This is a genomic window from Actinoallomurus oryzae (genome assembly GCF_039541955.1).
Lineage (GTDB): Bacteria > Actinomycetota > Actinomycetes > Streptosporangiales > Streptosporangiaceae > Actinoallomurus > Actinoallomurus oryzae.
Genome location: NZ_BAABHF010000010.1, coordinates 249038 through 275104 on the forward strand (window position 1 = coordinate 249038; position 26067 = coordinate 275104).

The following is a 26067-nucleotide window of genomic DNA, read 5'->3' on the forward strand; positions in this document are numbered from 1 at the left end:
GGCGCCCACGAGCGGGAAGGCGTGGTCGGCATGCGCACCTCGTTAGGCGCGGACCCCGTCGGGCAGGGGGCGTGATGGAGATCAGCGTCTTAGGTCTTCGGGGTGAACCTCACCGCCACGCTCGACCTGTCGAAGCTGCCGATGGTCGAGCCCCGGCTGACCGGTGTGGCGGGGTTCGACCGGCTGCGGGTCATCGCCGCGACCGCCGCACTCGCCGCCACCAAGGTGACAGCCCCAAACGGGCCGCCGCCGATGGTCGAGCCCCAGCTGACCGCTGTGGCGGCATTCGACCCGCTCCGGACCATCGCCGCGACCGCCGCACTCGCCGCCACCAAGGTGACAGCCCCAAACGGGCCGCCGCCGATGGTCGAGCCCCAGCTGACCGGTGTGCCGGCATTCGACCCGCCACGGACCATCACCGCGACCGCCGCACTCACCGCCACCAAGGTGACGGCCGCGAACGGGCGGCGTCCGCTGGGATCTTGCCGTGGATCAGGCACGGCCCCGTGCCCTCGACCTGGGCGGACTTCGCGTATCGGTGCCTCGAGTACGCGCGGCCGGGTCGACCGTCCGTGATCGGACAGGGCCAGACGGTTGATTTCTCTGGGATGCCTATGGAAGATGAAAACCGTTCCCGAAAAGCGTGGCCGACCCGACAGGAGAATCCATGTCGTTGACCGTGTCCCCGCAACTCGTTCAGCAGGCCCAGCGTGGTGAGGTGGATGACGCCGCGTTCCTCGACTGTGTCCGAGACTCCCTGCCGTACGCCTGGAAGGTCGTCACCGGCCTGATCGACGAACTCCGGGTCGGTGAGGCCGACTTCACCGACAACCAGACCCCACCCCCCGACGAGACCGCCCGCGGACAGCTCCTACGGATGATGGCCAGCGACGCCATGCGCTCGGCGATCGAGCGGCACTTCGACGTACGCCTCGCTTTCCAGAACTGCCACCGCGTCGCGGCCTTCCGGCCGAGCGCCCGGCAGGCCTACGACGACTTCGTCACCGCACGCGAGCAGATCCTCAACCAGAAACCAGAACTCGTCGACTGCTGAGGAATCCCCTCTCTCCCGGGTGCCCGGACCGCCTCCAAGGCGTCCGGGCACCGCCATGCGCGGGCAAGCCATGCGTGCCCCGACCAACCATGCCTGCCCCAACCAATCGAACCCCCTAAACACCGCCCATCCGTCAGAGAAGACCGCCACCGAGCCCCACGCCGTCGGCGCGTCTCGCACCGGCCGACGGAGCGCCGCGCGACCACCCACCAGAGCGAAGCCACCACCACCCCGCCAACCCGGCACACGACAGCACCACCAACGGCGGTGGTGGTGATGCACCTTCGACGGGTAGTCAGGTGGGGTCGCATCGGTTGGCGTAGGCGCGCCGTCGGGGTGGGTACACCATCCCCGGCGCAAGATCACCGCCGACACCCACCCCGCCAGCACACCTGCGCCCACCGGCGGCAGCACCGCGTGACCGCCCGCCAGAGACGGAACCACCGCCGCACCATCAACCCGGCGCGAGATCACTGCCAATACCGACCCCGCCAGCACGCGTAAGCGAACCGACGGGATGCCGCCTGGCCACCCATTGGAGACGGGGCCACCGCCGCACCACCAACCCGGCACAAGATCACCGCCGACGCCGCCCCCGCAGCACACGTACGCCCACCGACCGAGCGCCGCGCGACCACCCACCAGAGACGGAGCCACCGCCGCACCGCCAACCCGGCACACAAGATCACCGCCAAGACCCACCCCGCCAGCACACATGCACCCACCAACAGAGCGCCGTACGGCCACCCACCAAAGACGGAACCACCGCCGCACCAGCCCGGCAGCACAAGACCACCGCCAACACCCGCCCCAACGGCACGCCCTATGCCAAGCGACTGGACGCCGCCTGGCTATCCATGAGGGATGGAGCTACCGCCGCGCCATCGACCCGGTACACGAGACGACCGCCGACACCCACCCGCCGGCACACGTGTGGCCGCCGACGGAGGGCCGTGTGACCGCTCATCAGAGACGGGGGCGGCGCCGCGCCGTCGGCCTGGCGCGAGGTCGCCGCCAACGCCCGCCTTGTCGGCGTACTTGTGCTGGTTGGCGGGGGTCGGGTGGGCGTCTGTCAGAGGTGGGCCGCTGCCGCCGGGGTGGGGATGTGCGACGGGCTCAGGACGAAGCCGGGGTCGATCTGGGCTTCCAGGTCCTGGCCGGTTGCGGCGTTGGCCCAGGCTCGGGCGTTCTTCACGTGGAACTCGATGGCCTGGCGGGTGAACTTGTCCCAGTCCTTCGTCTGGCCGTCGACGGCGGTTTGCAGAGTGGCCAGTGCCGAGCGGTCGTCTGCGGACAGGTCGGCGATGTCGAGGGGGCGGCCCTGCTCCATCGCCCGTACGGCGGCGGACTGGCCCACGCAGCACAGCAGTGCGTCGCCGACGCTGTCGCGGAGGAAGGCCACGTCGTCGGCATCGTGGACCTTGTTGCCGATGACGCGCAGGGTGACGTCGTAGTCCGCGGCGTAGTCGACCCACTGGCGGTAGACGGCGACGCCCTTCCTCGTCGGCTCGGCTACGAGGAACGTCAGGTCGAAGCGGGTGAACATGCCCGAGGCGAAGGACTCGGCGCCGGCCGTGCAGTCGACCACCACGTATTCGCCCGGGCCGTCGACGAGGTGGTTGAGGTACAGCTCGACGGCTCCGGTCTTGGAGTGGTAACACGCGACGCCCAGATCATCGTCGGTGAACGGCCCGGTGACCATGAGCCTGGCTCCGGCGACCTCCGTGGACAGCTTGGCGTGGATGGGGTCGTCGCCGCCCAGCCGTAGCAGGCGGGAGCCGGTGCCGGGCGGAGTGGTCTTCACCATGGACGCCGTGGAGGCGATGCGCGGGTTGGTCCCCCGCAGGTACGTCTTGATCTCCGACAGGTGCTCCCCCATCGCCGGGATCGCGGCCGCCGCCTCCTCCGATATGCCCAGCGCGACCCCGAGATGCTGGTTGATGTCGGCATCGATCGCGACCACCGGCGCACCCGTGGCCACCAGATGCCGCACGAACAGCGAGGACAACGTCGTCTTCCCGCTGCCGCCCTTACCGACAAAAGCGATCTTCACGGTCCCTCCCAGGACGGATGGGCGCCGACAGGCCATCGGCACCAACACCGCGCTCCGCACAGCGCCTTCGCTGACGGAGCGTCGAACGTGCTGCTACTTAGGGTGACAGTGATGCGGCAGACGGGACCAGCGGTGACCGCCTGCTGTGGATAACTGTCGAGAGAACTCTACCGATAGTGAAAACCGTTTTCATGCATTACGGCGTCCCGAAGGCGTACGCAGGCACACCGCCCTCACTGCCGTGGCAAGCCACCGAGCGATCAGGTACGCGATGCCTATGGCTTCCACCGGTCGCAGGTGGCCACGAACACGGCCACGGACGCAGACGCGGACACAGGCTCGGACACGGGCGCGGGCGCCCACCGAACGAGCGCCTTATGTACGGCGGCCCACCGGCCCAGCTGGCGGACGGCCGGGCAGTGGGCGGTCGGTAACCGGTGATTGATAACGGTGGCGGCGTTGGTAAAGGGCGGTTGGTAGTCGGCCGTTTGGCGGGCGATCGGCTGATCGGCCGTCGCTCGGTGGCCAGTAGTCGGTCGGTTGGCCGGTGTTCGGCCGGTTGGCCGCTCGGCCAGTGGCCAGTGGCCAGTGGCCAGTGGCCAGTGGCCAGCCGATTGGCGTGCGGGCGATCGGTCGGCGGGCGGCTGGCGACCGACGGCCAGTTGGTCGACCAGCGGCCGGTGACCAGTGATCAGCGGTCAGCCGATTGGCGAGCCGACGATCGGTCGGCAGACGGCTGGCGACCGACGAACCAATTTGTCGGCCAGCGGCCGGGTCGTCGGCCGGCGGCCGGTTGGGCGGTTGGGCGGTTGGGCGGTTGGCCAGCGGCTAGCTGTCGCTAGCCGGTTGGCGGGTGATCGGCCGGCGGCTAGCTGGTTGGCCGGCGGTCGGGCGATCGGCCGGCGGTCGGACGGTTGGCAGGCGGCCGGCCGTGAAGACCGGGCTCAATGGTCGCGGTGACTCAGGGCTCGGCGACGGATGTGCCGGAGCCTCACTTCGCGGCGCAGGCAGGGCAGAGGCCGAAGATCTCCACAGTGTGGTCGACGTCCACGAAGCCCGCCTCCGCCGCCACCCGGTCGGCCCAGCGTTCGACCGCGCGGCCTTCGACCTCCACGCTCCGCCCGCAGGATCTGCAGGTCACGTGGTGGTGGTGTTCACTGGTCTCGCAGCGGCGGTAGAGCGTCTCGCCGTCCTCGTCGCGGATGGTGTCGACCGCGCCGTCCTCGCTCAGCACCATCAGATGGCGGTACACCGTCGTCAGGCCGATGCGTTCGCCGCGGCGGCGGAGCTCGGCGTGGATGTCCTGGGCGCTGCGGAACCCGGCGAGGTCCTCAAGGGCGGTGGCCAGTGCCTCCGCCTGCCGTGTTCCGCGGACCCGGGTGCCCCGGACCGGCTGCGACGCGCTCACCCTCGCACCGTAGCAGCGCCCGCGACCGCCAGGCGGTCACACGGGCGACGCTCCCTCCCAGATCGCCTCGAAGGCGTAGGTCAGGCACTGGGCGAGCGCCGGGTGTTCGATCAGGACGTTGGTCGTGGAGGAGGAATCGGCGACCGGGTCGCGCAGCGACATGACCACCCGCGTGCCGTCCACGATCCACATCCGCATCGGGACGGAAGAGGCGATCCGGGCGTGCTCCCCCGCCGCCGCGTAGCGCCGGATGTCGGCCAGCATCTCCGAGTGCACCAGCGCGTCGCCCTCGTAGATGCAGCGGACGGTCCCGCCGGCCCTGGTCAGCCGCCGGATGGTGGCCAGGCCGGAGGTGCTGTCACCGGTCAGGTACGGCAGCTTGGCCATGGCGAGGATCTCCTTCTTCGCCTCGGCCTGGATCTCCTCGAGCCGTTCGGCGAGCATCTCGCGGTCGCGGAGCACCTCGACGTAGTCCAGCGGGTCGGTCTCGTCCCGGCCGTGCGACCAGGCGGGGACGAGCGCCTCGACCAGGCGGGCCGTGGCCTGTTCGAGCTGGCTGAACTGCGCGCGGTGCGCGGCCAGGAGCCGCTCGATCGCGGACGCGGGATCGACGGCGGTGTAGCGCGTGACCTGGCCCGGCAGCGCCCGTACGAGACCGCGCTCGGTCAGCCCGGACAGCACGTCGTAGATCCGCTGGCGGGGCACGCCCGACTCCCGGGCGACCTGCGCCGCCGTGTAGCGCGAGCGGTTGACCAGCGCGAGGTACACCCGCGCCTCGTACCCGGTCAGGCCCAGTTCGGTGAGCTCTCGTCGCCATCCATCCAGATCACCCATCTCTCCCACGTTATCGGGCGAAACAGCGCCTGAAGTCCGGATGCGGACGGAGTGGTCAAGAGAGAGTAAAGGCATATTGACCGCTATATGGCATATGCCTATCGTCCGCCGCAGGCACCACTGCCCGTGGTGTCACTGGCCCGGACGCCTCTTCCGACCGATTCGGAACCCCGCACCCTCGCGCCCGGCCCCCCGCCAGAAAGGGAGCAGGATGTCACCCCCAGCACTTGCTCGACGGACGAAGCGTCGCATGAGACGTGCCGGCCTCACCGTTCTCGCCTCGGTCGCGCTCGCCACCGCCTCCCTGGTCACCACCGCCCCGGCCCACGCCACCACCCCCGCCCAGACCAAGACCGCCGCCACCGCCAAGACGGCCGCCCAGGCGACCGCCGCACCGGTCCGGCGCGCCTGCGCGGCGCCCACGCACAAGAACGAGATGGCCTGCCTCTCGCTCGTCCGTACCGACGTGCAGCCGCGCAAGGGTCTTCAGCCGCAGGTCGCGCCCTCGGGCCTGGGCGCCGCCGACCTGAAGAGCGCCTACGCCCTGCCGTCGGGCGGCTCGGGCCAGACCGTAGCGATCATCGACGCGTACGACGATCCCAGCGCCGAGTCGGACCTGGCCACCTACCGCAGCCAGTACGGCCTGCCGGCCTGCACCACCGCCAACGGTTGCTTCAAGAAGGTCAACGAGAACGGCGGCTCCAGCCTGCCGAGCGCCGACTCGGGGTGGGCCGAGGAGATCTCGCTCGACCTCGACATGGTCTCGGCCGTCTGCCCGAGCTGCAAGATCCTGCTCGTGGAGGCGGACCAGCCGTCCATGGACGACCTCGGCACCGCGGTCAACACCGCGGTCAGCCTCGGCGCCAAGTTCGTCTCCAACAGCTACGGAGGCAGCGAGGACTCCAGCGACCCCAGCGCCGACTCGGCCTACTTCAACCACCCGGGCGTGGCGATCACCGTGTCGTCGGGCGATGACGGGTACGGCGTGGAGTACCCGGCCGCGTCCCGCTACGTCACCGCGGTCGGCGGCACCAGCCTGTCGCGTGCGTCCAACACGCGTGGCTGGAGCGAGACCGCCTGGAGTGGTGCCGGCTCCGGCTGCTCCGCGTACGACACCAAGCCGACGTGGCAGACCGACACCGGCTGCTCCAAGCGGACCGTCGCGGACGTCTCGGCGGTCGCCGACCCGAACACCGGCCTCGCGGTGTACGACACGTACGGCGTCGGCGGCTGGGTGGTCGTCGGCGGTACGAGCGCGTCGGCGCCGATCATCGCGGGCGTGTACGCGCTGGCCGGAGCGCCGGCCGCGGGCTCGTACCCGTCCTCCTTCCCGTACTCCCACACGGGCGCGCTGAACGACGTCACCTCCGGCAGCAACGGCTCGTGCAGCCCGAGCTACCTGTGCAGGGCGGCGGCCGGGTACGACGGGCCGACCGGGCTGGGCACGCCGAACGGCGTCACGGCGTTCGGTGGCGGCTCCAGCGGCGGGAACACCGTCACGGTCACCAACCCGGGCAGCCAGACGAGCACCGTCGGCACGGCGGTCAGCCTGCAGATCCAGGCGAGCGACTCCGCGTCGGGCCAGACGCTGACCTACAGCGCATCGGGCCTGCCCGCCGGCCTGTCGATCAACGCCTCCACCGGTGTCATCTCGGGGACGCCCACCACGGCGAGCACCTCGACGGTGACCGTCACCGCCCAGGACACCACGGGCGCGTCGGGTTCGGCGAGCTTCTCGTGGACGGTGAACCCGGTCGGCGGCGGCTGTTCCTCGACCGGCAACAAGGTCACCAACGGCGGGTTCGAGTCCGGCACGTCGCCGTGGACGACCACGTCCGGGGTCGTCTCGGTCAACGGCAGCGGTGAGAGCGCCCACTCCGGCACGCACTTCGCCTGGTTCGACGGCTACGGCACCACCCACACCGACACCGCCACCCAGTCGATCAGCATCCCCTCCGGATGCCACGCCTCCCTCACCTTCTACCTCCACATCGACACCAACGAATACGGATCGACCGCCTACGACAAGTTCACCGTCAAGATCGGCGGCACGACCCTCGCCACCTACAGCAACGCCAACGCCGCCTCCGGCTACACGGCCAGGACCTTCGACGTGTCCTCCTACGCCGGCCAGACGGTCACGTTGTCGTTCAGCGGCACCGAGGACTCGTCCCTGCAGACCAGCTTCGTCCTCGACGACGTCGCGGTGAACGCGTCCTGACCGTGATCCAGCGGGGCCCCGGGCGCGTCGCCGCCCGGGGCCCTCTCACATCCACCGGCGGATGCACGAAGGAGGTCTCCCGGCGTTGGAATCGCCGAGGGAAGGGAAGGCTGACACTGATCAAGACTCGTTCGTAAGTTCCGTGGGAAGCCCCCGAGCCCGAGGAGCCGCTCCGAATGCCCCAGGTCGGAAGCACCGAAACACCTCCCGCCAAGAGCCTCGAGCAGGGTCTGAAGAACCGTCACGTCGGGATGATCGCCATCGGCGGCGTCATCGGCGCCGGCCTCTTCGTCGGCTCGGGTGCCGGCATCCACGGCACCGGCCCGGCCATCCTGCTGTCCTACGCGCTCGCCGGGCTGCTCGTCATCCTGGTCATGCGCATGCTCGGCGAGATGTCGGCGGCCTCACCGGACACCGGGTCGTTCTCCGCCTACGCCGACCGCGCGATCGGGCGGTGGGCCGGCTTCACGATCGGCTGGCTGTACTGGTGGTTCTGGGCGGTCGTGCTCGCGGTCGAGGCGACGGCCGGCGCCAAGATCGTGCACGGCTGGATCCCGGCGCTCCCCCAGTGGACGCTGGCGCTGATCCTGATGATCTTCCTCACCGCGACCAACCTGTTCTCCGTCGGGTCCTACGGGGAGTTCGAGTTCTGGTTCTCGACGATCAAAGTCGCGGCGATCGCCGTCTTCATCGTCCTCGGCGTCCTGGCCATCTTCGGATTGCTGCCCGGCACCGACGCCGTGGGCACGAGCAACCTCGCGGGCCACGGCTTCTTCCCCCACGGGTACGGCGCGGTCATCACCGGGTTGCTCACCGTCGTGTTCTCCTTCATGGGCAGCGAGATCGTGACCATCGCGGCCGGGGAGTCCCGCGACCCGGGCCGCGCCGTGACCAAGGCGGTCAACAGCGTGATCTGGCGGATCATCGTCTTCTACCTCGGTTCGATCGCCGTCATCGTCACCCTGCTGCCGTGGAGCGACAGCAACGTCGCGAGCAGCCCGTACGTCGCGGTGCTCGACCGCATCGGCATCTCCGGCGCGGGCACGATCATGGACGTCATCGTGCTGACCGCCGTACTGTCCTGCCTGAACTCCGGGCTGTACACGGCGTCGCGGATGGCGTTCTCGCTGGCCGAACGCGGCGACGCGCCGAAGGCCTTCGCCGCGACGACCGCCCGCGGCGTCCCGCACGTGGCGATCTGGGTGTCGGTCGCCTTCGGCTTCCTCGCGGTGATCTTCGACTACACCAGCCCGGACACCGTGTTCCTGTTCCTGCTGAACGGCTCCGGCGCCGTCGCGCTGTTCGTCTGGGCGGTGATCGCCGTGTCGCAGCTGCGGATGCGCCGCCGCCTCGAACGCGAGGCGCCCGAACGCATCGTCGTTCGGATGTGGCTGTACCCGTACCTGACCGTCGCCACGATCGTCGGCATCGCCGCCATCCTCATCGTGATGCTGTTCGACCACGACGGCCGCCCGCAGGTGCTGTGGTCGGTGGCGGTCGCGGCGGTCGTGCTCATCGCCGCGTTCGTACGCCACGGCCGGTCCCGCGCCACCGAACCGATCGCCCCCGGCCCGGTGCCCGCCGACCGCTGACCGTGGCTCCCGCCGGCCGTGACGCAGGTCCGTATGTCAGGCGGTCAGGGCGAGGAAGGCGTACGTGGCCAGCCAGTGGTCGCTGACGAACCCCTTCCCCGTGACATGGGGCAGGCTCGCGGCCAGATGCCGTTCGGCGGACTCGCGCAGCGGCTCCACGCGTGGGTCGGCCGCCGGGAGGGCGGCCGTCAGCAGGCGGAACTGCCAGGCACGAGACAGGTTCAGCCCGTACAGATGCGCCTGGTGGCCGTCGCTGGCGTCGTTGACCTGGGCCGGGGTGAACAGGGCGCGCGGCCCGCCGTCCTCCAGGCCGGGCAGGAAGCCGGTCAGCCAGCCGGGAAAGCGCCCGGCGGGCAGCACCCGGCGCATCAGGTCGGCCTCGCACAACGCCGGTGACAGGAAGTCCTGGCCGCTGGGCTCCCAGTCCGCCGGGTAGTCGCGGTCGTCGCCGAACCAGTCGGCCGCTCGCTCGCCGATCGCGGCGACCAGGCGGTCGCGGCCGAGCGCGGTGCCGCTCTCGTGCAGCAGTGCCAGGGCGAACGCCGTGTTGGTGTGCACGCCGTGCCGGACCGGCGCGACGGCGCGGTCCAGCCAGCCCAGGACCAGTTCCTCGATCGTGTCGGTGAGCGGGCGCAGCGCCGCCGACCACGGCCGCGCGGCCGGGTCCGGGCAGCGTTCGCAGGCGACGGCCAGCGCGACCGCCCACGCCCAGCCGTACGGACGCTCGAACGCGGGGAACGAGCGCAGGTAGGTCGCCTCCGCCTCGATCGCCCGCGCGGTCAGCGTGCGGTCGAGGGTGCCGCGGATCCGCTCGGCGTCCACCTCTCCCGGCACGTCGCTCAGCAGCCGGACCGCGAGCCAGTGCATGTGCACGCACGAGTGCCAGTCGTACGCGCCGTGGAACGCCGGGTGCAGGTCGCGTGGCCGCGAGGGCGCGTCCGGCCGGCGCACCACCTGCTGGGTGGCGTGCGGGAACTCGGTGCCGATGTTGCGTACGGCGACGTCCGCGTACCGGGCCGCCACCTCGCCGATCGTCGTCATCGCCCTCCTTCAGAACGCCAGGACGTACATCAGGATGATGTTGCAGGCCAGCAGCGGGATCGCGGTGGGGATCTGCGCCTTGATCGGCCCGTACTTGTCCTTCATCTCCAGCAGCGCCGCCGGGACGATGTTGAAGTTGGCGGCCATCGGCGTGCACAGGGTGCCGCAGAACCCGGCGAGCATGCCGATCGCGAAGACCGCCGCCGGATTGCCGTGGAAGTGCTGCACCAGCACCGGGTAGCCGATCGCCGCGGTCATGAGCGGGAAGGCGCCGAACGCGTTGCCCATGATGATCGTGAACAGCGCCATGCCGACGCAGTAGACGATGACACCGCCGATGAGGGAGTTGTCGGGCAGCACGTTCTTGGTGATGCGGCCGACCTGCGTGCCGACGCCGGCCGCGACGAACAGCTGGCCGAGCGTGGCGAGCATCTGCGGGAGCACGGCGGCCCAGCCGATCGCCTCCAGCAGCCGCCGGCCCTCGTTCAGCGGCGCCAGCGGCGACTTCGGCCGCAGCATGACGAACCCGATGATCACGGCCACGATCGCGGCGACGCCGAGGCCGATCAGGGTCTCGGAGGACTTCTCCAGCAGCGGCTCACCGCCGGGATGGATCTTCGCCAGCCCGATCGCGAAGATGATCACCACGACGGGGATCGTCAGCGCGGGCACGAAGAGCCGGTTGCCGAAGCGGTCGGCGCCCGACTCCTGCTCGGCACGCGTCGGCCCGGGGGTGGTGCCACGGCCGAGCCGGCCGGTGGCGACCAGGAGCGCCATCGCGATGACCGCGAGTCCGAGAACCCAGGCGGGCGCGGTCTTGTGGACGACGAACGTGCTGTAGATGAAGGCGGCGCCGAGCAGACCCCAGAACGCGCCGCTGCCGTACCGCTTGGCGTTGGTGCGGTCGGCGACGGTCAGCACGGCGACCGCGAGGAAGATCGCGCCGCACAGCCAGTAGAACCACTCGACCTTGATCATCGACCGGCCTCCTGTGCTTCGGCCCGGTCCGTACGGCCGGTGAGGCCCGCCGCTTCGGCCATCCGGCCGAGCCGGTGGTCCAGCAGGTAGAGCCGCGTGCCGTGGATCACGTACGCGCAGATCGCGGTGGGGATGGCCCACAGCGCGACGTTCAGCGCGTCGAGCTTCAGGTGGTACGTCGTGTCGACGAAGCCGGTGATCAGCAGGATCGAGCCGATCGCGACGAAGATGTCCTCGCCGAAGAACTGACCCACCGTGTCCGCGCTGGCCGAGAAGGCCTTGACCTTCTCACGCATGGGGTCCGGGAGTGCGCGGCCGAAGCGACGCTCGGCGGCGCCCTCGGCCATCGGATAGATCAGGGGGCGGACCAGCGCCGCCGGGCCGTTGATCGAGGCGAGGCCCAGGGCGGAGCTGACCTGCCGGATGAACTGGTAGATGACGAGGAGCCGGCCGGTGGTGAGCCCGCTCAGCCGGGCGATCAGGCGCCGGCCCTGTTCTTGCAGGCCGAAGCGTTCGATCAGGCCGATGACCGGCAGGACGAGCACGAACAAGGTGACCGAACGGCTCGACGCGAAGCCGTTGCCGAAGGCGTTCAGGATGGCCGTCACCGACAGGTGGCCGAGGAATCCGGTGACGATGCCCGCGACCGTGACGACGACGAAGGGGTTGAGCCGCAGCGCGAAGCCGAGGACGACGAGGAGTACGCCGATGAGGACGAGCACGACCGCCCTCCTTCCCGAGTAGGGGACCGAGGGGCAGACAGGGCGCAGCCGTTGCGGGTACCGTACGTATTGTTGAGCAATCCGGCAAGAGGGCAATAAGGGGCGAGATGGCGCAAGATGGCTCTTCTGCCGGACCGGAGTCCGGCGACGCCGGAGGCTCCGGCGCCCCGGATGAGCGGTCCGCGCCGCTCGCCGGGCTGTCCGGCGCCCGCATGCTGCTCGACCGCACGAGCACCGTGTCCAAGCTGGCCGACGCGCTGCGCGCGCAGATCATCGAAGGCGCCCTGCCGCCCGGCACGCAGCTCGCCGAGCACGCCGCCGCTAAGGAGCTCGGCGTCTCGCGCAACACGCTGCGCGAGGCGTTCCGGCTGCTCGCGCACGAGCGTCTGGTGGTCCACGAACCGCACCGCGGCGTGTTCGTGCGCACCCTCGACGCCGACGACGTCCGCGACATCTACACCACGCGCCGCCTGGTCGAGTGCGCCGCCGTCCGCGCCGGGGACGCGCCGCCCCCGGCGGTGGCCGAGATCCGCGCCGCGGTGAAGACCGCCGAGCTCGCGGTAGCCGAGTCGCGCTGGCACGACGTGGGAACGGCCGACCTGCGGTTCCACTCCGCGATCGTCGCGCTCGCCGGCAGCCGCCGCCTCAACGACATGATGCGCCGCATGCTGGCCGAGCTGCGCCTGGTCTTCCACGTGATGGCCGACCCGCACCGCTTCCACGAGCCGTACGTGCACCGCAACGCCGCCATCGCCACGCTCATCGAGCAGGGCCGTACGCGAGAGGCCGCCGAGGTGCTGACCGGCTACCTCGACGATGCCGAGGCCCAGCTCCTCCGGGGCATCGCCGAACGGTCGGGCGACCGCGGAGGCGGCTGAGCGCACCGCACCCGCAGGGGTCTGGTCACTGTTGATGGTCCCTATCGTCCGGCCGGTTCCCTTGAGCTCACGCGTCTAGGGCCGGTCTTCCGCTCCGGCCTTCGCCACCGTTGCCGACGGCCGAGGTCTCCCGTTCGCGGTGTCGTCGGCCTCGAAGCGCAGCAGGTCTCCCGGCTGGCACTCGAGCGCCTCACAGAGCGCGGCGAGTGTCGTGAAGCGCACCGCCTTGGCGCGGCCGTTCTTGAGTACCGCCAGGTTGGCGGGGGTGATCCCGACGCGGTCCGCGAGCTCGCCCACGGACAGCTTCCGCTTGGCCAGCATCACGTCGATGTCGACGATGATCGGCATCAGATCACCTCGTCGAGCTCGGCCTGCATCTGCGTCGCTTCGACGTCGCGCGCGACGGCCTGGGCGAGCAGCATCCGCAGTACGAGCACGATGAGCGCGCCTCCCAGGACTGCCATGCCGATCCCGCCCATGATGACAGTTATGCCTGGGTTGTCCGAATGCTCCGGCGCCAGCACGGCCGTGAGCGCGAACCACAGGAGGGCGGCCGCCACGATCGCGCCGATCATGACGTCGACGTAGCGGAACGCGGCATGAGAGAACACGGTTCCGCGTCGCACCATCGTCACCAGCCGCCACACACAGGCCACGACGACCTGGGCCGACACGACGCCCAGCAACACGATCACCCGGACCGGGGTCAGCGGGAACGACCCGTCCTCCGGGTCGTTCCCGCTGACCAACGCCCACAGCAGCACCGCCTGTACGAACACGGTGCTGGCGAGCACCCCGACGAGCACGACGCGCAGCGCACGGACCGTCAGCTCTCCCATCACTTCTCCTTCGATCGACTTACGATCAAAATCTATCGAATCTCGATAGATAGGGAAAGGTGTCACCGGCGGGGACGGCGCGGCTCCTACGCGTCGAAGGCGAGCGGCCCGTCACCGGTCGACGGGACCGCCGGCCGACCGGGACGGGGAATCACCGCCCGGACCGTGCCGCTCCACCGAGAGCGGCGAGCGCCTGTGCCGCCTGCGCGCGGCGGATGTCCTCGACCGAACGCCCGGTGGTGAGCAACTCGTCGATGAGGTCGATGTGCAACGTTGCGAGCAGCGCGTGCGCAACGTATCCGGCGTCATTCGCGGTGCACCCGGTCGCGGCGTCCTGGATCAGGCGCTGCAGGAGCCCGTGCATCCAGCGGTAGCGCTCCGACTGCAGATTCCCGGTGGTGGCCACCTCGCGGGCGCGCATGAGGTTGCGGTTCTCCAACTTGAACGTGAGCACCGCGTCCAGGAACGCGACGATCCGGTCGGGCGCCGGAGTGTCCGGCCCGAGCGGCCCCGGGCCGGACTCCACGGCCGTTCGAAGCGGCAGGAACTTCGCGGCGGCCAGTGAATCGAGAAGCCCGTCACGATCACCGAACGCCCGGAACAACGTTCCCTTACCCACACCGGCCGCCGCGGCGATGGCGTCCATCGACACCGTCTGGGGCGCATCGGCATCCGCGAAGAGCGCGTCCGCGGCGGCGAGCATGTCCTCGCGAGACGCCGGCGGCCGGCCCTGACGTCGGCCAGAGGTTTTGGACTGCCGGTCCGAAACTATGTTAGGCTCCGATGGACTCATAGTCCGAAAGTCTAGCCGGGGACCGCGATGCCATCGAGGGCGCCGCTTCCCGGATGGTTCACCGATGCGATGCCGAGCAATCACGAATCGGAGTATTCACATGCAGGTAAAGCCGTTCACGATCACCATTGGTGATGACCAGCTAGAAGATCTGGATCGTCGGTTGCGGCACACTCGCTGGCCCGATTCCATACCAGGCATGGACTGGGAGGACGGAACCGACCTCGCATTTCTTCAGCGCCTGACGGAGCACTGGCGGACGGATTTCGACTGGCGGGCGCGGGAGGCCAGGCTGAATGCGTTGCCGCAGTTCACCGCGGAACTCGACGGGGTCGGGGTTCACTTCATTCACCAACGCGGAACAGGCCCTGACCCCTTGCCGTTGGTGATCACGCACGGCTTTCCGGGCTCTGGTTTCGACATGGAGCAGATCATCCCGCTCCTCGCCGACCCCGGCGGCCATGACGCGGACCCGGCCGACGCGTTCGATGTCGTGGTTCCCTCGCTTCCGGGCTACGGGTTCTCGCAACGGCCGACCCGGCCGGGCTTCGGTCCCGAACATGTGGCCGAGCTGTGGATGAAGCTGATGGCAGGCCTCGGTTACGAGCGCTTCGGCCTGCATGCCGGCGACTGGGGTGCGGCCGTCTCCATATGGCTCGCGTCCCGCTTCCCCGATCACGTGTCGGGGCTGCACCTCAATTTCGTTCCCGGGCTCTTCCGGCCGCCCGTGGGCGATGGAGAGCCGACCCTGACGGCGGCCGAAGAGGAGTTCCTCGGCGCCATCTCGGCTTGGTTCGATGCGGAAGGCGCATACCACCGCCTCCAGTCGACGAAACCGCAGACCCCTGCGTACGGGTTGACCGATTCACCGGCGGGCTTGGCGGCATGGATCGTCGAGAAAATGCGCGCCTGGAGCGATTGCGGCGGCGATGTGGAGCGCGTGTTCACCTTGGATGCCATCCTCACCAACATCTCGATCTATTGGTTCACTGGCACCATCGGCTCGGCCATGCGGTTCTACCGCGAGAATCGTCTCCGCCCGAATCATTTTGCGCCCGGTGAGCGTGTCTTGCCGCCGCTGGGGATAGCCGCGTTTCCGCAGGACCTGATTCCACCTCGTGCCTGGCTGGAGCGCGTCTTCAACGTGACCCGCTGGACGCAGATGCCCCGCGGAGGACACTTCGGCGCCATGGAGGACCCGGAACTTCTCGCCAGGGAGATACGCGAGTTCTTCCGCCCGCTCCGTGCGCACCGTGAGGACCCACCCGGCCTGACTTCGTGAACCGGTGGCCATCGCGCTGGCGCTGATCCCGGGCACGGCCGTCGCCGCGTCGCCGTCGACGGGATCCGGCGTACCGACGGCTACGGCAACGGTGATCGCCCTCGACCACGGTCACCTGCGAAGTCATGAGACTGGCAGCAGGTCCGCCACCGGTACCGCCCACTGGTGACCCCGGCCACGACGGATATCCGGTTTCGGCGGCTACACGGACGCCGACGACCAGACCGCTCGCCGCGATCGCCCGCGCCCCGGCACGCCGCCCGGCTCCGGACAGCGCCACGCCCCCGGCGCCCGTGCGGGGCGCCGGGGGGTGTCCGTCAGCGGAAGCCGGCGACCGGGCGCGGAGAGTAGTGCTTCTCCAGTGCGGCCACCTCGTCGTCGGTCAGCTCGACCGACAGTGCGGCGATCGCGTCCTCCAGGTGCTGCGGCCTGCCCATGCCGACGATGGGCGCGGACACCGCCGGATGGCGCAGGACCCACGCGAGGGCGACGGCGGCGCGCGTCACGCCGCGTGCCTCGGCGACCTGCGCGACCGCGTCCACGATCTCCCGGTCGCTCTCCTGGTACAGGGTCTTGCCGAACTCGTCGGTCTCGGCGCGCGCGGTCGTGGCGTCCCAGTCGCGGGCGAGACGGCCGCGAGCGAGCGGGCTCCACGGGATCACGCCGATCCCCTGGTCCAGGCAGAGCGGCAGCATCTCCCGCTCCTCCTCGCGGTGCAGGAGGTTGTAGTGGTTCTGCATCGTGGCGAACCGCGTCCAGCCGTTCAGCCGGGAGGTGTAGAGGGCCTTGGAGAACTGCCAGGCGTACATCGAGGACGCGCCGATGTAGCGCGCCTTGCCGGCCTTGACCACGTCGTGCAGCGCCTCGAGGGTCTCCTCGATCGGGGTGTGGTGGTCCCAGCGGTGGATCTGGTACAGGTCGACGTAGTCGGTGCCCAGCCGGCGCAGGCTGGCATCGATCTCGCTCATGATCGCCTTGCGCGACAGGCCCGCGCCGTTCGGGCCCGCGTGCATCCGGCCGTGCACCTTGGTCGCGATCACGACCTCGTCGCGGCGGGCGTACCGGGCCAGGGCCCGGCCGGTGATCTCCTCGCTGCTGCCGTCGGAGTAGACGTTGGCGGTGTCGAAGAAGTTGACGCCGGCCTCGACCGCCTGCCGGATGAGCGGGGCGGCCTGATCCTCACCGAGCGTCCACGAATGGTTGCCCCGGTCGGGTTCGCCGAAGCTCATGCACCCCACGCAGATCCGCGAGACGTCGAGACCGGTCGAACCCAGCTTCACGTAATCCATGAATCCAGTCTCTCGCCGTCACGCACCGTGGCCGCCCGAGGGCGCGCATCCGAACACCGGGCGCGGGTGGTCAGTGAGCGGCGCGCGCCGGTCAGCGGACGGTGCGTGGACGGTCAGCGGGCGCGGCGACGCTCGGCGGCATGAACTCCTCCACGCCCATCGGGACCGGCCGCAAGTGGGCCACGCTCTCCCTCTGCTGCCTCGCCGTACTGGTCCTGTCGGTCGACCTGACCGCTCTTCACCTGGCCATCCCCAACCTGATCGGCGACCTGCGCCCGTCCGGCACCCAGATCCTGTGGATCGCCGACGTGTACGGCTTCGCGCTCGCCGGGCTGCTCGTCACGATGGGCGGGATCGGCGACCGGATCGGCCGCAAGAAGCTGCTGCTCATCGGCACCACGGCGTTCGCGGCGACCTCGGTCGTCACCGCGTACGCCACCAGCGCCACGATGCTGATCGCCGCACGTGCCCTCCTCGGCGTCGCGGGCGCCACGATCATGCCCTCCACGCTGTCGATCACCCGCAACGTCTTCACCGACGCCAAGGAGCGCACGGCGGCGGTCGGGATCGCCAGCGGCGTCGGCGCGCTCGGGGTCGGGCTCGGTCCGATCATGGGCGGCGCGCTGCTGGACCACTTCTGGTGGGGCTCGGTGTTCCTGATCAACGTGCCGATCATGGCGGTCGTGCTCCTCGCCGGGTTGTTCGTCCTGCCCGAGTCGCGCAACCCCAGGCCCGGCCGCCTCGACGTGCCGAGCGTGCCGCTGTCGATCGCCGGCGTCCTGGGTGTCGTCTACGCCATCACCGAGGCCGGGCACATCGGCCTGTTCCACGCCAGGGTCGGCGCCGGCCTCCTGATCGGCGTCGCCGGCCTGGCGGCGTTCGTCCGGCGGCAGGCGCGGCTGTCCGAGCCGCTGATCGACGTCGCGCTGTTCCGCCAGGCGGCCTTCTCCGGCTCGGTCGGCGCGAACCTGTTCGCGATGTTCGCGCTGGTCGCGCAGTCGCTGGTGTTCTCCCAGTACTTCCAGCTCGTCCTGCACTGGTCGCCGCTGCAGGCCGGGCTCGCCGGGCTGCCCGGCGGCGTCGCCGCGGCCATCGGCGGCGCGGCGCTGGCCGCTCCGCTGATCCGCCTCATGGGACGCGCCCGTACCGTCGGCCTCGGCCTGACGGTGTCCGCGGTCGGGTTCGCGCTGTACGCCCTGAGCGGCACCGAGTCGAACTACGGGGCGCTGCTGGCGGCGATGATCCCGTGTGCTCTGGGCATCGGCGTGGCCCTGACCGTCACCAGCGACACGATCCTGGCCTCGGTGCCGAAGGACCGGGCGGGGGCCGCCTCGGCGATCTCCGAGACCGCCACCGAGCTGGGCGGCGCGCTGGGCATGGCCGTGCTCGGCAGCGTCCTGACCGCCGCGTACCGTACGCACCTCGACCTGCCCGCGGGCCTGCCGGCGGGCGCCGGCCGGGGCATCCGCGACTCGATCGGTTCCGCCGTGGAGGTCGCCGCGGCCCTGCCCGGGCGGCTCGGAGCCGAGGTCACCACCGCCGCACGGCACGCGTTCGTCGACGGGATGCACGCCGCGGTCTTCTGCAGCGCCGGGCTCGCCGCGCTGACCGGCCTGGCCGCGCTGTTCGCCCTCCGCCGGGTGCCGAAGGTGATCCCCGAGCACCTCGAGGAGGCCGACCCGCTCCCGGAAGCGCCGGCGGCGATCCGGTGACCGTTCCTCCGGGAGGCCCGCCGCCTGGGCGGACCTCCCCGCCGTTGACCGGGGTCGTACGATGATCAGCGCTGATCGGGAAGGGAGATCGCCGTGACCGACGGGACGTTCGCCGTGGAGCCGATCGGATGTGTCGAGTCGCCCCTCGTGGACCTGGCCGAGGCGCCGCGTCAGGGCGACGAGGGCACACCCGAGTCGTGGCTGGTCTTCGCCCCGGAGGTGGCCGAGGGCCTGCGCGACCTGCGACCCGGCACGGACGTGCTCGTGCTGACCTGGCTCGACCGCGCGCGCCGCGACGTGCTGGTGGTCCACCCGCGCGGCGACACGTCACGCCCCGCGACGGGGGTGTTCAGCACGCGTTCGCCGAGCCGCCCGAACCCGATCGGCCTGCACCGGGTGACCATCGTCGCCGTCGAGGGCACCCGCGTGCGCGTACGCGGCATGGAGGCCCTCGACGGCACCCCGATCGTCGACGTCAAACCGGTGCTGGGCCCGATCGCCGAACGCTAGCGCTCACGGCCGGCGCGCAGCCAGGCGACGTAGTCGGCCACCGCGCGTTCGAGGTCGTAGCGGGGGTGGTAGCCGGTGTCCTCACGGATCCTCGTGGTGTCGAGGCAGACGGTCGTGCCCGGTCCGGCGGGGTCGTGGCCGGCGGGCAGGTCCAGGCGCGCGTCCGGGACGACCGCCCTGATGGCGCCGGCGACCTCGGAGTTCGTCGTGGCGTACCCGTTGCCGACGTTGTAGGTGTCGTGGCGCAGCGTGGCGGCGGTCTGCAGCAGCGCGATGGCGCGGCCGCAGTCCTTGGCGTAGCACATGTCGATGCCGTCCTCGGCGTACGGCGTGCGCTCCGGCGGGAAGGCCGGGTCCTCGCCGTTCACGGCGGCGTGGACCAGGCGCGGCGCGGCGAAGAAGGGGGACGCGGCGCGTCCGAGCGGGCCCCAGATCGCCCCGATCCGGAAGTTCACCACGGCGAACCCGGCCTCGGCCGCCGCCCGCAGGGCCAGGATCTCCATGGCCTTCTTCGCCGCGGGGATCGTGTGGGGGCCGGCCGTCGGCAGCGGGGCGTCCTCGCGCAGCCGGTCGCCGGGCACTCCCCCGTACACGCCGATGGTGCTGGCGATCCCGACCCGCGGCACCTCCCAGGCCTCGGCCGCGCGCAGCACGTTGAACAGCCCCTGGGTGCTCTGGGCCAGGGCGTCCAGCGCTCGGCCGCCGAGCCCGGCGGCGGCGAGATGCACGATGCCGGTGACGGCGTGCCGCTTGCCCAGCGCGAGGAACGCGTCTTCGTCGGTGACGTCCAGCGGCTCGACCAGGAGCCGCCCGCCGGCCTCGTCGGCGAGGAACTCGGGGAGCCGCGCCGTGCGGTGCCGCGTGACCACACACGTCTCGCCGAGATCGAGAAGGGCCCGCGCGACGTGGGAACCGATGAAGCCGAGCCCGCCGGTGATGAGGATCATTTCGCCGCCCTTGAGTTCGCTAGCGTGCTAATGAGGCGTCAGCCTAATGGCGCGATCGCTAGCATGCAAACGACCTGGCCGCGTGTAGTGTCGGGTCGCCGGTGATCGAACGGGCGGAGGAACGGGAGACGGCGTGGACGATCTGCTCTACCTGTTCGTCCGGGCGAACAAGCTCATCCACACCGCCGCCGACGAGGCGATGAGCCGGCACGGCGTCCGCGTCGGGCAGAACCGCGTGCTCGCGGCACTCTGGGAGCGCGACGGGCTGACCCCCGGCGAGGTGGCCGCCCGCGTGCACCTCACCACGCCGACGGTGGTCAACACCGCCACCCGCATGGAGGAGGCCGGTCTGCTCACGCGCGTCCGGGACCCCGATGACGGCCGGCTCGTACGGCTCCACCTCACCGAACGCGGCCGGGCCGCGCGCGAGCCCGTCGAGGAGGAGCGGCGGCGCCTCATGGAGCGGGCCACCGCGACGCTCACCGACGACGAGCGCCGCCACCTGCACAGCGCGCTCACGAAGATCGTCGAGCGGCTGTCCTGACCGCCGTCCGCCGCCGTACGGTGTCGGCATGGTCGTCGGACGACAGCCGCCGGCCGCTGGGAGACGGCGTCTCGTAGGGTCGACTCGACACGACTTCTCGACAGGGCGGAGCCAGATGAGGCGACCCACGCTGGAGGCGGTGGCGGCGCGGGCCGGCGTGTCCCGGGCGACGGTGTCGCGCGTCGTCAACGGCGCCGCGAACGTCAAGCCGCACCTGCGGACCGCGGTGATGCGCGCGGTCGAGGAGCTCGGCTACATCCCGAACTCCGCGGCCCGCAGCCTGGTCACCCGGCGCACCGACTCCATCGCCCTCGTCGTCTCCGAGCCGCCGTCGCGGGTGTTCTCCGACGACCCGTTCTTCTCCGCGGTCATCCGGGCGGTGAGCCAGGAGCTGGAGGCCGCCGACCGGCAGGTCATCCTCATGCTGGCCTCCTCCGCGGCCGGGCACGCGCGGGTCGAACGCTACGTCGCGGGCGGCCACGTCGACGGCGTGATCCTGCTGTCGATGCACGGCGCCGAGCCGCTGCCGGCCTCGCTCAGCCGCTCACGGGTGCCGATGGTCTCCCACGGCCGCCCCGTCGCCTCGCTGCCGGTGCCGTACTGCGACTGCGACAACCGCGGGGGTGCCCGCGCCGCCGTCGAACACCTGATTTCCCGTGGCCGCCGGCGCATCGCCACCATCTCCGGGCCGCCGGACATGACCGCCGCGCAGGACCGGCTCGGCGGCTACCGCGAGGTCATGGCGGCCGCCGGCCGGAGACCGATCGTGGCGACGGGCGACTTCACCCGCGAGTCGGGCGCGACCGCGATGCGGCGACTGCTGGCCGACGAGCCCGAGATCGACGCGGTGTTCGCCGCCTCGGACCTGATGGCGGTCGGAGCACTCGGCACGCTGCGCGCCGCCGGCCGCCGGGTGCCGGACGACGTGGCGGTGGCCGGCTTCGACGACATCGCCCTCGCGGGCTTCAGCGAGCCGCCGCTCACCACCGTCCGCCAGCCGGTCACCGAAGTCGCGGCCTGCATCGTACGGACGCTGCTCAGCACCGACCCCCCATCCGCCCCGGTCATCCTCCCCACCGAACTGATCGTCCGCGAGTCGACCTGAGCCGGTGCGGCGCGAGGGTCGCCGGCTCTCGGTTGTGAGGGCACCCCTCGCGAGCAGGCAGGAGGTCACAGTGGACGACGGCGCCGGGCCGAGCCTCATACCTTGCTGATCCTCGCGTAGCGCCCAGGTGTCATGCCCCACGCCGCCTTGAACACCCGGGTGAAGTGAGCCTGGTCGGCGAAGCCGGTCGCGAGGGCCGTCTCCGCCAGGGCGCATCCCTCGCGCAGCCGCCTGCGGGCGACGTCGAGGCGGCGCATCACCGAGTACCGGTACGGGCTGGTGCCGCACAGGGCGCGGAACTGACGCGCGAACTCGTAGCGGTCAAGACCCGTGACCGCTTCCAGCTCGCTCGACCGCACGACCGCCAACCGGCTCTCCAGGAACTCCCGGCCGCTCTCGATGGCGGGCAGGTCGAGGCGGCAGGGCAGCGCACGGATGCGACCGGCCGCGCTGCACCGGAGCAAGCCCTCGGCGAGCTCGAGGACCACGGCGTCGAGCGCCAGCGGCTCGCTCGTCCCCTCGAACGCCGCTCGCACCGCGTGCGTGAGGGCCGGGTCGTCGGTCACCGGAGCGGCGAAGGGCAGCGACGTCCGCCGTCCGGTGACGGCCGACAGGGCATCGGCGATCCGGGCCGGGGCGACATAGATCTGCCGGTAGCCGAACACGCCCGCCCCTTCGGCCCGGCCGTCGTGCGGCTCGTCGGGATGCAGCACGAAGACCTGTCCGGGAAGACTGCGCTCGACCGTGCCCCGGTACTCGAACGCCTGGACCCCGGCCTCGGTGACGCCGACGGCGTACACATCGTGCCGGTGCCGGCTGAACGGGGAGCCGCGCAGACGAGCGCGAAACAGCTCCACGCCGTCCACCGGCCCGCGGGTCTCCACCCACTCGCCCAGGCCCCACGAACGTTCAAGACCGCCGCCGTGCGCGTCGGTCACGCTGGTCGCCATATCCGGAGTTTACGGAGGACCCCATGCAAGCCTCTTTCACTCCAGCCGGGCTGATCGCGTTCGTGACGTTCGCCGCGGTGGCCGCCGGAACTCCCGGTCCCAGCAACGTGCTGCTGGCCGCCGTCGGCGCCCGGACCGGCGTACGGCGGGGCATGACGAGTCTTCTCGGGCAGGTGACCGGGATGAGCGCCATGTTGTTCGTCGTCACCCTGGGCCTGGGCAGCCTGCTCCTCGGCCACCCGTGGATCCTCGAGACCCTCAAGTGGGGTGGGGCCGCCCTGCTCTGCTGGATGGCCTGGGGGATCGTGACCGCCGAACATGCCGAAGGCGCCGCGGACGCCTCCACCGGGTTCCTCAGCATGGCCGCCTTCCAGTGGGCCAACCCCAAAGGGTGGCTGATCACGGCCGCGGCCGACGCCACGTTCCTCGACCAGCACGGCCACGGAACCCTGGACCAGGCGCTCATCTTCGCGGTTCTGTTCATGCTGGCCGCACTGCCCAGTTGCCTACCGTGGCTGGTGTTCGGTGCCGCGCTCCAACGCTTCCTCCGCACCCCGCGAACCTGGCTCGTCTTCCGCTGCACGATGGCCGGCCTGCTGGCGGCGTCCGTCATCGTCTTCGTCTGGCCCCACAGCTGATCCGCACCGCCGGAGGGCGGTCCTGGTCCGGCGCCGAGGAGGGACTGTCAGCGGACCAGGCGGCCGAGCAGTGCGGAGGCGGCCGTGATGCCCACCGCGGCGGCGACCACGAGGACGCCGAAGTCCAGGAGCAGGTGGCCCGGCGTGCCGATGAGCAGGTGCCGGAGGGCGTCGACCTCGTAGCTGAGCGGGTTGACGTGGCTGATCACCCGCAGCCACGTCGGCATCAGGTCGACCGGGTACAGGGCGTTGGAGCCGAAGAACAGCGGCATCGTGATCGCCTGCCCGATGCCCATCAGGCGGTCGCGGGACATGGCCAGGCCGGCGATCGTCATGGACAGGCAGGAGAAGAACGCCGTGCCGAGCATCACGATGACGATCACGCCCAGCCAGCGGAGCGGGTTCAGGGTCAGCGTCACGCCGAGGATCGCCGACAGCACGAGGATGGCCACGGCCTGGGTGAGCGCCCTCGTGCCCGCGGCGAACGCCTTGCCCGTGATCAGCGCGGCACGCGGCGTCGGGGTGACGAGGAGCTTGGCCAGGACGCCGGCGTCCCGGTCCCAGATGATCTGGATGCCGTAGAAGATCGCGATGAACAGCGTCGACTGGGCGAGGATGCCCGGCGCCAGATAGTCCAGGTAGGGCACCTTCCCGGTCGGGATGGCCCGGAGGCGCGAGAACGTCTCACCGAAGATCAGCAGCCACAGGGCGGGCTGGATCGCCCGGGTGTACAGCTCCGTACGGTCGTGGCGGATCTTCTGCAGCTCGACGATGCACATCGCCACCACCCGGGCCGGCAGGAGGCGCCAGGTGGTCCAGGCGGGCGGGACGTCAGCCGAGCCGGCTGGCGGTACGGCGGGTGCGGCGTGCGTCACGGAAGTCTCCTGATTCTTCGAGTTGGTCGCCGGTGTACGCGCGGAACACCTCCTCGAGCGTGGCGCCCGGTTCGAGGCCGGACTTGAGCTCGTCCGGGGTGCCGAGGGCGCGGATCCGCCCGCGGTGCATGAGCGCGATCCGGTTGCAGTACTGGTCGGCCTCGTCCATGTAGTGCGTGGTGACCAGCACGGTCATGCCGGTCGCCCGCCGTACCTCCTGGATGCGCTCCCACACGCCGTCGCGCGCCACCGGATCCAGGCCGATCGTCGGTTCGTCGAGGATGAGGAGCCGCGGCGAGCTGATCAGCGCCTGGGCGAGCTCCAGGCGGCGGATCATGCCGCCGGAGTAGGTCTGCGCGCGCCGCTCGGCCGCGTCCTCCAGCTTCACGGCGGCCAGCACGTCGCGTACGCGCTCCTTCCGCTCGCCCCGCGGCACGTCGAAGAGGCGGGCGAACAGCTCGACGTTCTCGCGCCCGGTCAGGGACCCGTCGGCGGACAGCTGCTGCGGCAGGTAGCCGATCGTGCGGCGGACGGCCATCCGGTGACGCGCCACGTCGAGGCCGAAGACCTCGACCATGCCGGCCCCGGCCGGGAGGAGGGTGGTGATCAGCCGGATCGTCGTCGTCTTCCCGGCGCCGTTCGGCCCGAGGAGCCCGAAGATCTCGCCTTCGACGACGTCCAGGTCGACGTCGTCGACCGCCACGGCACTGCCGAACGCGTGCCGCAGCCCCCGGCAGACGACCGCGTACCTCTGGTCACTCATGGGTTCCCCCGTCTCAGGTGGTCGTTCGGGTCGGGGTCTCCTCGGCCGGCCCGGCGTGTTCCCGCAGGCTCGCGAGGAGGCGGCCGAGCGCGGGCAGGGCCGCGGCGATCGCCGTCCGGTCCTCCTCCGTGAGCTCCTCGATGCGCGCGCCGACCATCCGGGCCCGGCGGTCACGCCAGTCGGTCAGGTGCCCACGCGCGTCCGGCGTGAGCTCGAGCCGTACGGCGCGCCGGTCGTCCGGATCGGTCTCGCGGCGCAGCATCCCGGCCGCGAGCAACTGGTTGACGAGGGTGCTCACCGAGTTGTCGGCGAGATGCAGCTCCCGCGCGGCGGCGGCGACGCTGATGCCGGGATGGTTGCCGACGACGACCAACAGCTCGACCTGAGCCGGCCGCAGCCGTGGTGGCACCTGCTCCCGCAGCCGCCGCCGTACGAGCCGGCGCATCGCGGTGTTGACGGACATCAGCTCGGCGGCGAGGCGTACCCCCTCATCAGTCACCAAATCAGAATACCTCTTAATAAGAGGTAATTAATAGGTAGCTCCTCGCGGGCGCGTACGAAGCCGGGTTCGCACGAAGCCGGGCCGTACGATGCCGGTCGTCGACGACCGACCACGCCGGCGTACCCGTTCCACCACCTGACCAGCGACGGCCTGTGGGAGGTACGCACCGCCGACGGAGGTGGCAGCGTGGGCGCGCGCGTGGGCGCGCTGCGCGACTCGGCCGCGAGCGGCCGGCTGACGGCGCCGCCGGTACGGAACCTGCGGCGCGACCCCCGGTTGCCGTCCCAGCTCGGCCGGGCGCTGCTGGGCGTGACGGCCGATCACCGGGTCGCGGTGCCGGCCCGTTACGTTGGCCGTGGGCGGAGCGCGCAGGGGCAGGTGCTCGAGCTGTCCGGACGCGAGATCGGCGGGCCGCAGCCGGCGTTCCCCCGCGTCGCGGATGACCGCGTCGCCTGGCACACGCGCGAGGTCTTCCGCTCCCCCGTCCGAACCGCCGCCTGACGTATCGCCTTGGGCGGCGCGGAGCCGATCGCACGA

Annotated in this window: 26 protein-coding genes and 1 pseudogene; 12 read left to right on the forward strand and 15 right to left on the reverse strand. The window is 70.9% G+C overall.

Annotation, left to right across the window (positions count from 1 at the left end; genetic code table 11):
• Positions 1-102 precede the first annotated feature (102 nt).
• The gene (locus ABEA10_RS06025) at positions 103-576 is read left to right on the forward strand and encodes a hypothetical protein (protein ID WP_345458497.1); all 474 of its coding nucleotides are present in this window, start codon (positions 103-105) and stop codon (positions 574-576) included.
• Positions 577-667: 91 nt separating this feature from the next.
• Complete coding sequence (locus ABEA10_RS06030; RefSeq protein WP_329242654.1) at positions 668-1054, forward strand: SCO5389 family protein; 387 nt, start codon at positions 668-670, stop codon at positions 1052-1054.
• Between the two features lie 1072 nt (positions 1055-2126).
• Here ABEA10_RS06030 and ABEA10_RS06035 read toward each other — a convergent pair.
• From ABEA10_RS06035 to ABEA10_RS06045, 3 genes are all read right to left on the reverse strand, one after another.
• Positions 2127-3107, reverse strand: a complete 981-nt coding sequence (locus tag ABEA10_RS06035) for an ATP-binding protein (RefSeq protein ID WP_345458500.1) — start codon at positions 3105-3107, stop codon at positions 2127-2129.
• Between the two features lie 991 nt (positions 3108-4098).
• Positions 4099-4515 carry a Fur family transcriptional regulator gene (locus tag ABEA10_RS06040; RefSeq protein WP_329242659.1) on the reverse strand — a complete coding sequence of 139 codons (417 nt, stop codon included), beginning with the start codon at positions 4513-4515 and terminating at the stop codon, positions 4099-4101.
• Between the two features lie 36 nt (positions 4516-4551).
• Positions 4552-5349 carry a TrmB family transcriptional regulator gene (locus tag ABEA10_RS06045; RefSeq protein WP_345458502.1) on the reverse strand — a complete coding sequence of 266 codons (798 nt, stop codon included), beginning with the start codon at positions 5347-5349 and terminating at the stop codon, positions 4552-4554.
• A 250-nt stretch (positions 5350-5599) separates the two neighbouring features.
• On the opposite strand from ABEA10_RS06045, the gene ABEA10_RS06050 reads away from it, so the two are divergent.
• Positions 5600-7570, forward strand: a complete 1971-nt coding sequence (locus ABEA10_RS06050) for a putative Ig domain-containing protein (RefSeq protein ID WP_345458504.1) — start codon at positions 5600-5602, stop codon at positions 7568-7570.
• 176 nt (positions 7571-7746) lie between these two features.
• A complete protein-coding gene (locus tag ABEA10_RS06055) occupies positions 7747-9162 on the forward strand; it encodes an amino acid permease (protein ID WP_345458506.1) in 1416 nt (471 codons plus the stop codon).
• Between the two features lie 36 nt (positions 9163-9198).
• Here the strand turns inward: ABEA10_RS06055 and ABEA10_RS06060 are convergent, their stop codons facing one another.
• From ABEA10_RS06060 to ABEA10_RS06070, 3 genes are read right to left on the reverse strand one after another with little or no spacing between them, the layout of a single operon-like run.
• Complete coding sequence (locus ABEA10_RS06060) at positions 9199-10203, reverse strand: DUF2891 domain-containing protein (RefSeq protein WP_345458508.1); 1005 nt, start codon at positions 10201-10203, stop codon at positions 9199-9201.
• A gap of 9 nt (positions 10204-10212) precedes the next feature.
• A complete protein-coding gene (locus ABEA10_RS06065; protein ID WP_345458510.1) occupies positions 10213-11181 on the reverse strand; it encodes a DUF979 domain-containing protein in 969 nt (322 codons plus the stop codon).
• On the reverse strand, positions 11178-11903 hold the full coding sequence (locus tag ABEA10_RS06070; protein WP_345458512.1) for a DUF969 domain-containing protein: 726 nt from the start codon (positions 11901-11903) through the stop codon (positions 11178-11180). Before ABEA10_RS06070 ends, ABEA10_RS06065 begins: the two co-directional genes overlap by 4 nt.
• Before the next feature lie 107 nt (positions 11904-12010).
• Here ABEA10_RS06070 and ABEA10_RS06075 point away from each other — a divergent pair, with 107 nt between their 5' ends.
• A complete protein-coding gene (locus tag ABEA10_RS06075; protein WP_345458514.1) occupies positions 12011-12781 on the forward strand; it encodes a GntR family transcriptional regulator in 771 nt (256 codons plus the stop codon).
• Between the two features lie 75 nt (positions 12782-12856).
• On the opposite strand, the gene ABEA10_RS06080 is transcribed toward ABEA10_RS06075, so the two are convergent.
• The 3 genes from ABEA10_RS06080 to ABEA10_RS06090 all read right to left on the reverse strand — a co-directional run bounded on the left by ABEA10_RS06080 (position 12857) and on the right by ABEA10_RS06090 (position 14323).
• Complete coding sequence (locus tag ABEA10_RS06080; RefSeq protein WP_345458518.1) at positions 12857-13129, reverse strand: helix-turn-helix domain-containing protein; 273 nt, start codon at positions 13127-13129, stop codon at positions 12857-12859.
• Positions 13129-13620, reverse strand: a complete 492-nt coding sequence (locus ABEA10_RS06085) for a DUF2975 domain-containing protein (protein ID WP_329242688.1) — start codon at positions 13618-13620, stop codon at positions 13129-13131. The genes ABEA10_RS06080 and ABEA10_RS06085 overlap by 1 nt, the downstream gene beginning before the upstream one ends.
• A 151-nt stretch (positions 13621-13771) precedes the next feature.
• Positions 13772-14323, reverse strand: a complete 552-nt coding sequence (locus tag ABEA10_RS06090; RefSeq protein WP_345458523.1) for a TetR/AcrR family transcriptional regulator — start codon at positions 14321-14323, stop codon at positions 13772-13774.
• Positions 14324-14513: 190 nt separating this feature from the next.
• On the opposite strand from ABEA10_RS06090, the gene ABEA10_RS06095 reads away from it, so the two are divergent.
• Positions 14514-15695: an epoxide hydrolase family protein gene (locus tag ABEA10_RS06095; protein WP_345458525.1), complete on the forward strand. Its 1182-nt coding sequence runs from the start codon at positions 14514-14516 to the stop codon at positions 15693-15695.
• Positions 15696-16012: 317 nt separating this feature from the next.
• On the opposite strand, the gene ABEA10_RS06100 is transcribed toward ABEA10_RS06095, so the two are convergent.
• A complete protein-coding gene (locus ABEA10_RS06100; RefSeq protein ID WP_329242700.1) occupies positions 16013-16984 on the reverse strand; it encodes an aldo/keto reductase in 972 nt (323 codons plus the stop codon).
• A 140-nt stretch (positions 16985-17124) separates the two neighbouring features.
• Between ABEA10_RS06100 and ABEA10_RS06105 the strand changes: the two genes are divergently transcribed.
• Entirely contained in the window at positions 17125-18696 is a 1572-nt protein-coding gene (locus tag ABEA10_RS06105) for an MFS transporter (protein WP_345458528.1), read from the forward strand.
• Between the two features lie 93 nt (positions 18697-18789).
• Entirely contained in the window at positions 18790-19206 is a 417-nt protein-coding gene (gene tsaA / locus ABEA10_RS06110) for a tRNA (N6-threonylcarbamoyladenosine(37)-N6)-methyltransferase TrmO (protein WP_345458530.1), read from the forward strand.
• Here the strand turns inward: tsaA and ABEA10_RS06115 are convergent.
• The gene (locus tag ABEA10_RS06115; protein WP_345458532.1) at positions 19203-20153 is read right to left on the reverse strand and encodes an NAD-dependent epimerase/dehydratase family protein; all 951 of its coding nucleotides are present in this window, start codon (positions 20151-20153) and stop codon (positions 19203-19205) included. The genes tsaA and ABEA10_RS06115 overlap by 4 nt on opposite strands.
• Positions 20154-20286: 133 nt before the next feature.
• On the opposite strand from ABEA10_RS06115, the gene ABEA10_RS06120 reads away from it, so the two are divergent.
• A complete protein-coding gene (locus ABEA10_RS06120; RefSeq protein WP_329242712.1) occupies positions 20287-20697 on the forward strand; it encodes a MarR family winged helix-turn-helix transcriptional regulator in 411 nt (136 codons plus the stop codon).
• Positions 20698-20812: 115 nt separating this feature from the next.
• Positions 20813-21802, forward strand: a complete 990-nt coding sequence (locus tag ABEA10_RS06125) for a LacI family DNA-binding transcriptional regulator (protein WP_345458536.1) — start codon at positions 20813-20815, stop codon at positions 21800-21802.
• A gap of 95 nt (positions 21803-21897) precedes the next feature.
• Here ABEA10_RS06125 and ABEA10_RS06130 read toward each other — a convergent pair whose 3' ends face one another.
• The gene (locus ABEA10_RS06130) at positions 21898-22752 is read right to left on the reverse strand and encodes an AraC family transcriptional regulator (RefSeq protein WP_345458538.1); all 855 of its coding nucleotides are present in this window, start codon (positions 22750-22752) and stop codon (positions 21898-21900) included.
• A gap of 23 nt (positions 22753-22775) precedes the next feature.
• Here ABEA10_RS06130 and ABEA10_RS06135 point away from each other — a divergent pair, with 23 nt between their 5' ends.
• Positions 22776-23390: a LysE family translocator gene (locus ABEA10_RS06135; protein ID WP_345458540.1), complete on the forward strand. Its 615-nt coding sequence runs from the start codon at positions 22776-22778 to the stop codon at positions 23388-23390.
• 47 nt (positions 23391-23437) lie between these two features.
• On the opposite strand, the gene ABEA10_RS06140 is transcribed toward ABEA10_RS06135, so the two are convergent.
• The 3 genes from ABEA10_RS06140 to ABEA10_RS06150 are packed head-to-tail and all read right to left on the reverse strand — an operon-like array spanning position 23438 to position 25527.
• Positions 23438-24265 (reverse strand): ABC transporter permease, encoded by an 828-nt coding sequence (locus tag ABEA10_RS06140; protein ID WP_345458542.1) that lies wholly within the window; start codon positions 24263-24265, stop codon positions 23438-23440.
• Positions 24222-25028 carry an ABC transporter ATP-binding protein gene (locus tag ABEA10_RS06145; protein ID WP_345458544.1) on the reverse strand — a complete coding sequence of 269 codons (807 nt, stop codon included), beginning with the start codon at positions 25026-25028 and terminating at the stop codon, positions 24222-24224. Before ABEA10_RS06145 ends, ABEA10_RS06140 begins: the two co-directional genes overlap by 44 nt.
• A 13-nt stretch (positions 25029-25041) precedes the next feature.
• Positions 25042-25527: a MarR family winged helix-turn-helix transcriptional regulator gene (locus ABEA10_RS06150; protein ID WP_345458546.1), complete on the reverse strand. Its 486-nt coding sequence runs from the start codon at positions 25525-25527 to the stop codon at positions 25042-25044.
• A gap of 96 nt (positions 25528-25623) precedes the next feature.
• Between ABEA10_RS06150 and ABEA10_RS06155 the strand changes: the two are divergent.
• A pseudogene (locus tag ABEA10_RS06155) lies at positions 25624-26031 on the forward strand (phosphorothioated DNA-binding restriction endonuclease family protein); the annotation flags it as partial.
• Positions 26032-26067 lie beyond the last annotated feature (36 nt).

Bases quoted from the DNA above. Each gene is read 5' to 3' on its own strand.
- ABEA10_RS06090 (WP_345458523.1), bottom strand. From the start codon at position 14,323: ATGCTCGCCGCCGCGGACGCGCTCTTCGCGGATGCCGATGCGCCCCAG.
- ABEA10_RS06060 (WP_345458508.1), bottom strand. From the start codon at position 10,203: ATGACGACGATCGGCGAGGTGGCGGCCCGGTACGCGGACGTCGCCGTA.
- ABEA10_RS06145 (WP_345458544.1), bottom strand. From the start codon at position 25,028: ATGAGTGACCAGAGGTACGCGGTCGTCTGCCGGGGGCTGCGGCACGCG.
- ABEA10_RS06050 (WP_345458504.1), top strand. From the start codon at position 5,600: ATGAGACGTGCCGGCCTCACCGTTCTCGCCTCGGTCGCGCTCGCCACC.
- ABEA10_RS06130 (WP_345458538.1), bottom strand. From the start codon at position 22,752: ATGGCGACCAGCGTGACCGACGCGCACGGCGGCGGTCTTGAACGTTCG.
- ABEA10_RS06085 (WP_329242688.1), bottom strand. From the start codon at position 13,620: ATGGGAGAGCTGACGGTCCGTGCGCTGCGCGTCGTGCTCGTCGGGGTG.
- ABEA10_RS06135 (WP_345458540.1), top strand. From the start codon at position 22,776: ATGCAAGCCTCTTTCACTCCAGCCGGGCTGATCGCGTTCGTGACGTTC.
- ABEA10_RS06055 (WP_345458506.1), top strand. From the start codon at position 7,747: ATGCCCCAGGTCGGAAGCACCGAAACACCTCCCGCCAAGAGCCTCGAG.
- ABEA10_RS06030 (WP_329242654.1), top strand. From the start codon at position 668: ATGTCGTTGACCGTGTCCCCGCAACTCGTTCAGCAGGCCCAGCGTGGT.
- ABEA10_RS06080 (WP_345458518.1), bottom strand. From the start codon at position 13,129: ATGCCGATCATCGTCGACATCGACGTGATGCTGGCCAAGCGGAAGCTG.
- ABEA10_RS06125 (WP_345458536.1), top strand. From the start codon at position 20,813: ATGAGGCGACCCACGCTGGAGGCGGTGGCGGCGCGGGCCGGCGTGTCC.
- ABEA10_RS06105 (WP_345458528.1), top strand. From the start codon at position 17,125: ATGAACTCCTCCACGCCCATCGGGACCGGCCGCAAGTGGGCCACGCTC.
- ABEA10_RS06095 (WP_345458525.1), top strand. From the start codon at position 14,514: ATGCAGGTAAAGCCGTTCACGATCACCATTGGTGATGACCAGCTAGAA.
- ABEA10_RS06075 (WP_345458514.1), top strand. From the start codon at position 12,011: ATGGCGCAAGATGGCTCTTCTGCCGGACCGGAGTCCGGCGACGCCGGA.
- ABEA10_RS06100 (WP_329242700.1), bottom strand. From the start codon at position 16,984: ATGGATTACGTGAAGCTGGGTTCGACCGGTCTCGACGTCTCGCGGATC.
- ABEA10_RS06065 (WP_345458510.1), bottom strand. From the start codon at position 11,181: ATGATCAAGGTCGAGTGGTTCTACTGGCTGTGCGGCGCGATCTTCCTC.
- ABEA10_RS06115 (WP_345458532.1), bottom strand. From the start codon at position 20,153: ATGATCCTCATCACCGGCGGGCTCGGCTTCATCGGTTCCCACGTCGCG.
- ABEA10_RS06045 (WP_345458502.1), bottom strand. From the start codon at position 5,349: ATGGGTGATCTGGATGGATGGCGACGAGAGCTCACCGAACTGGGCCTG.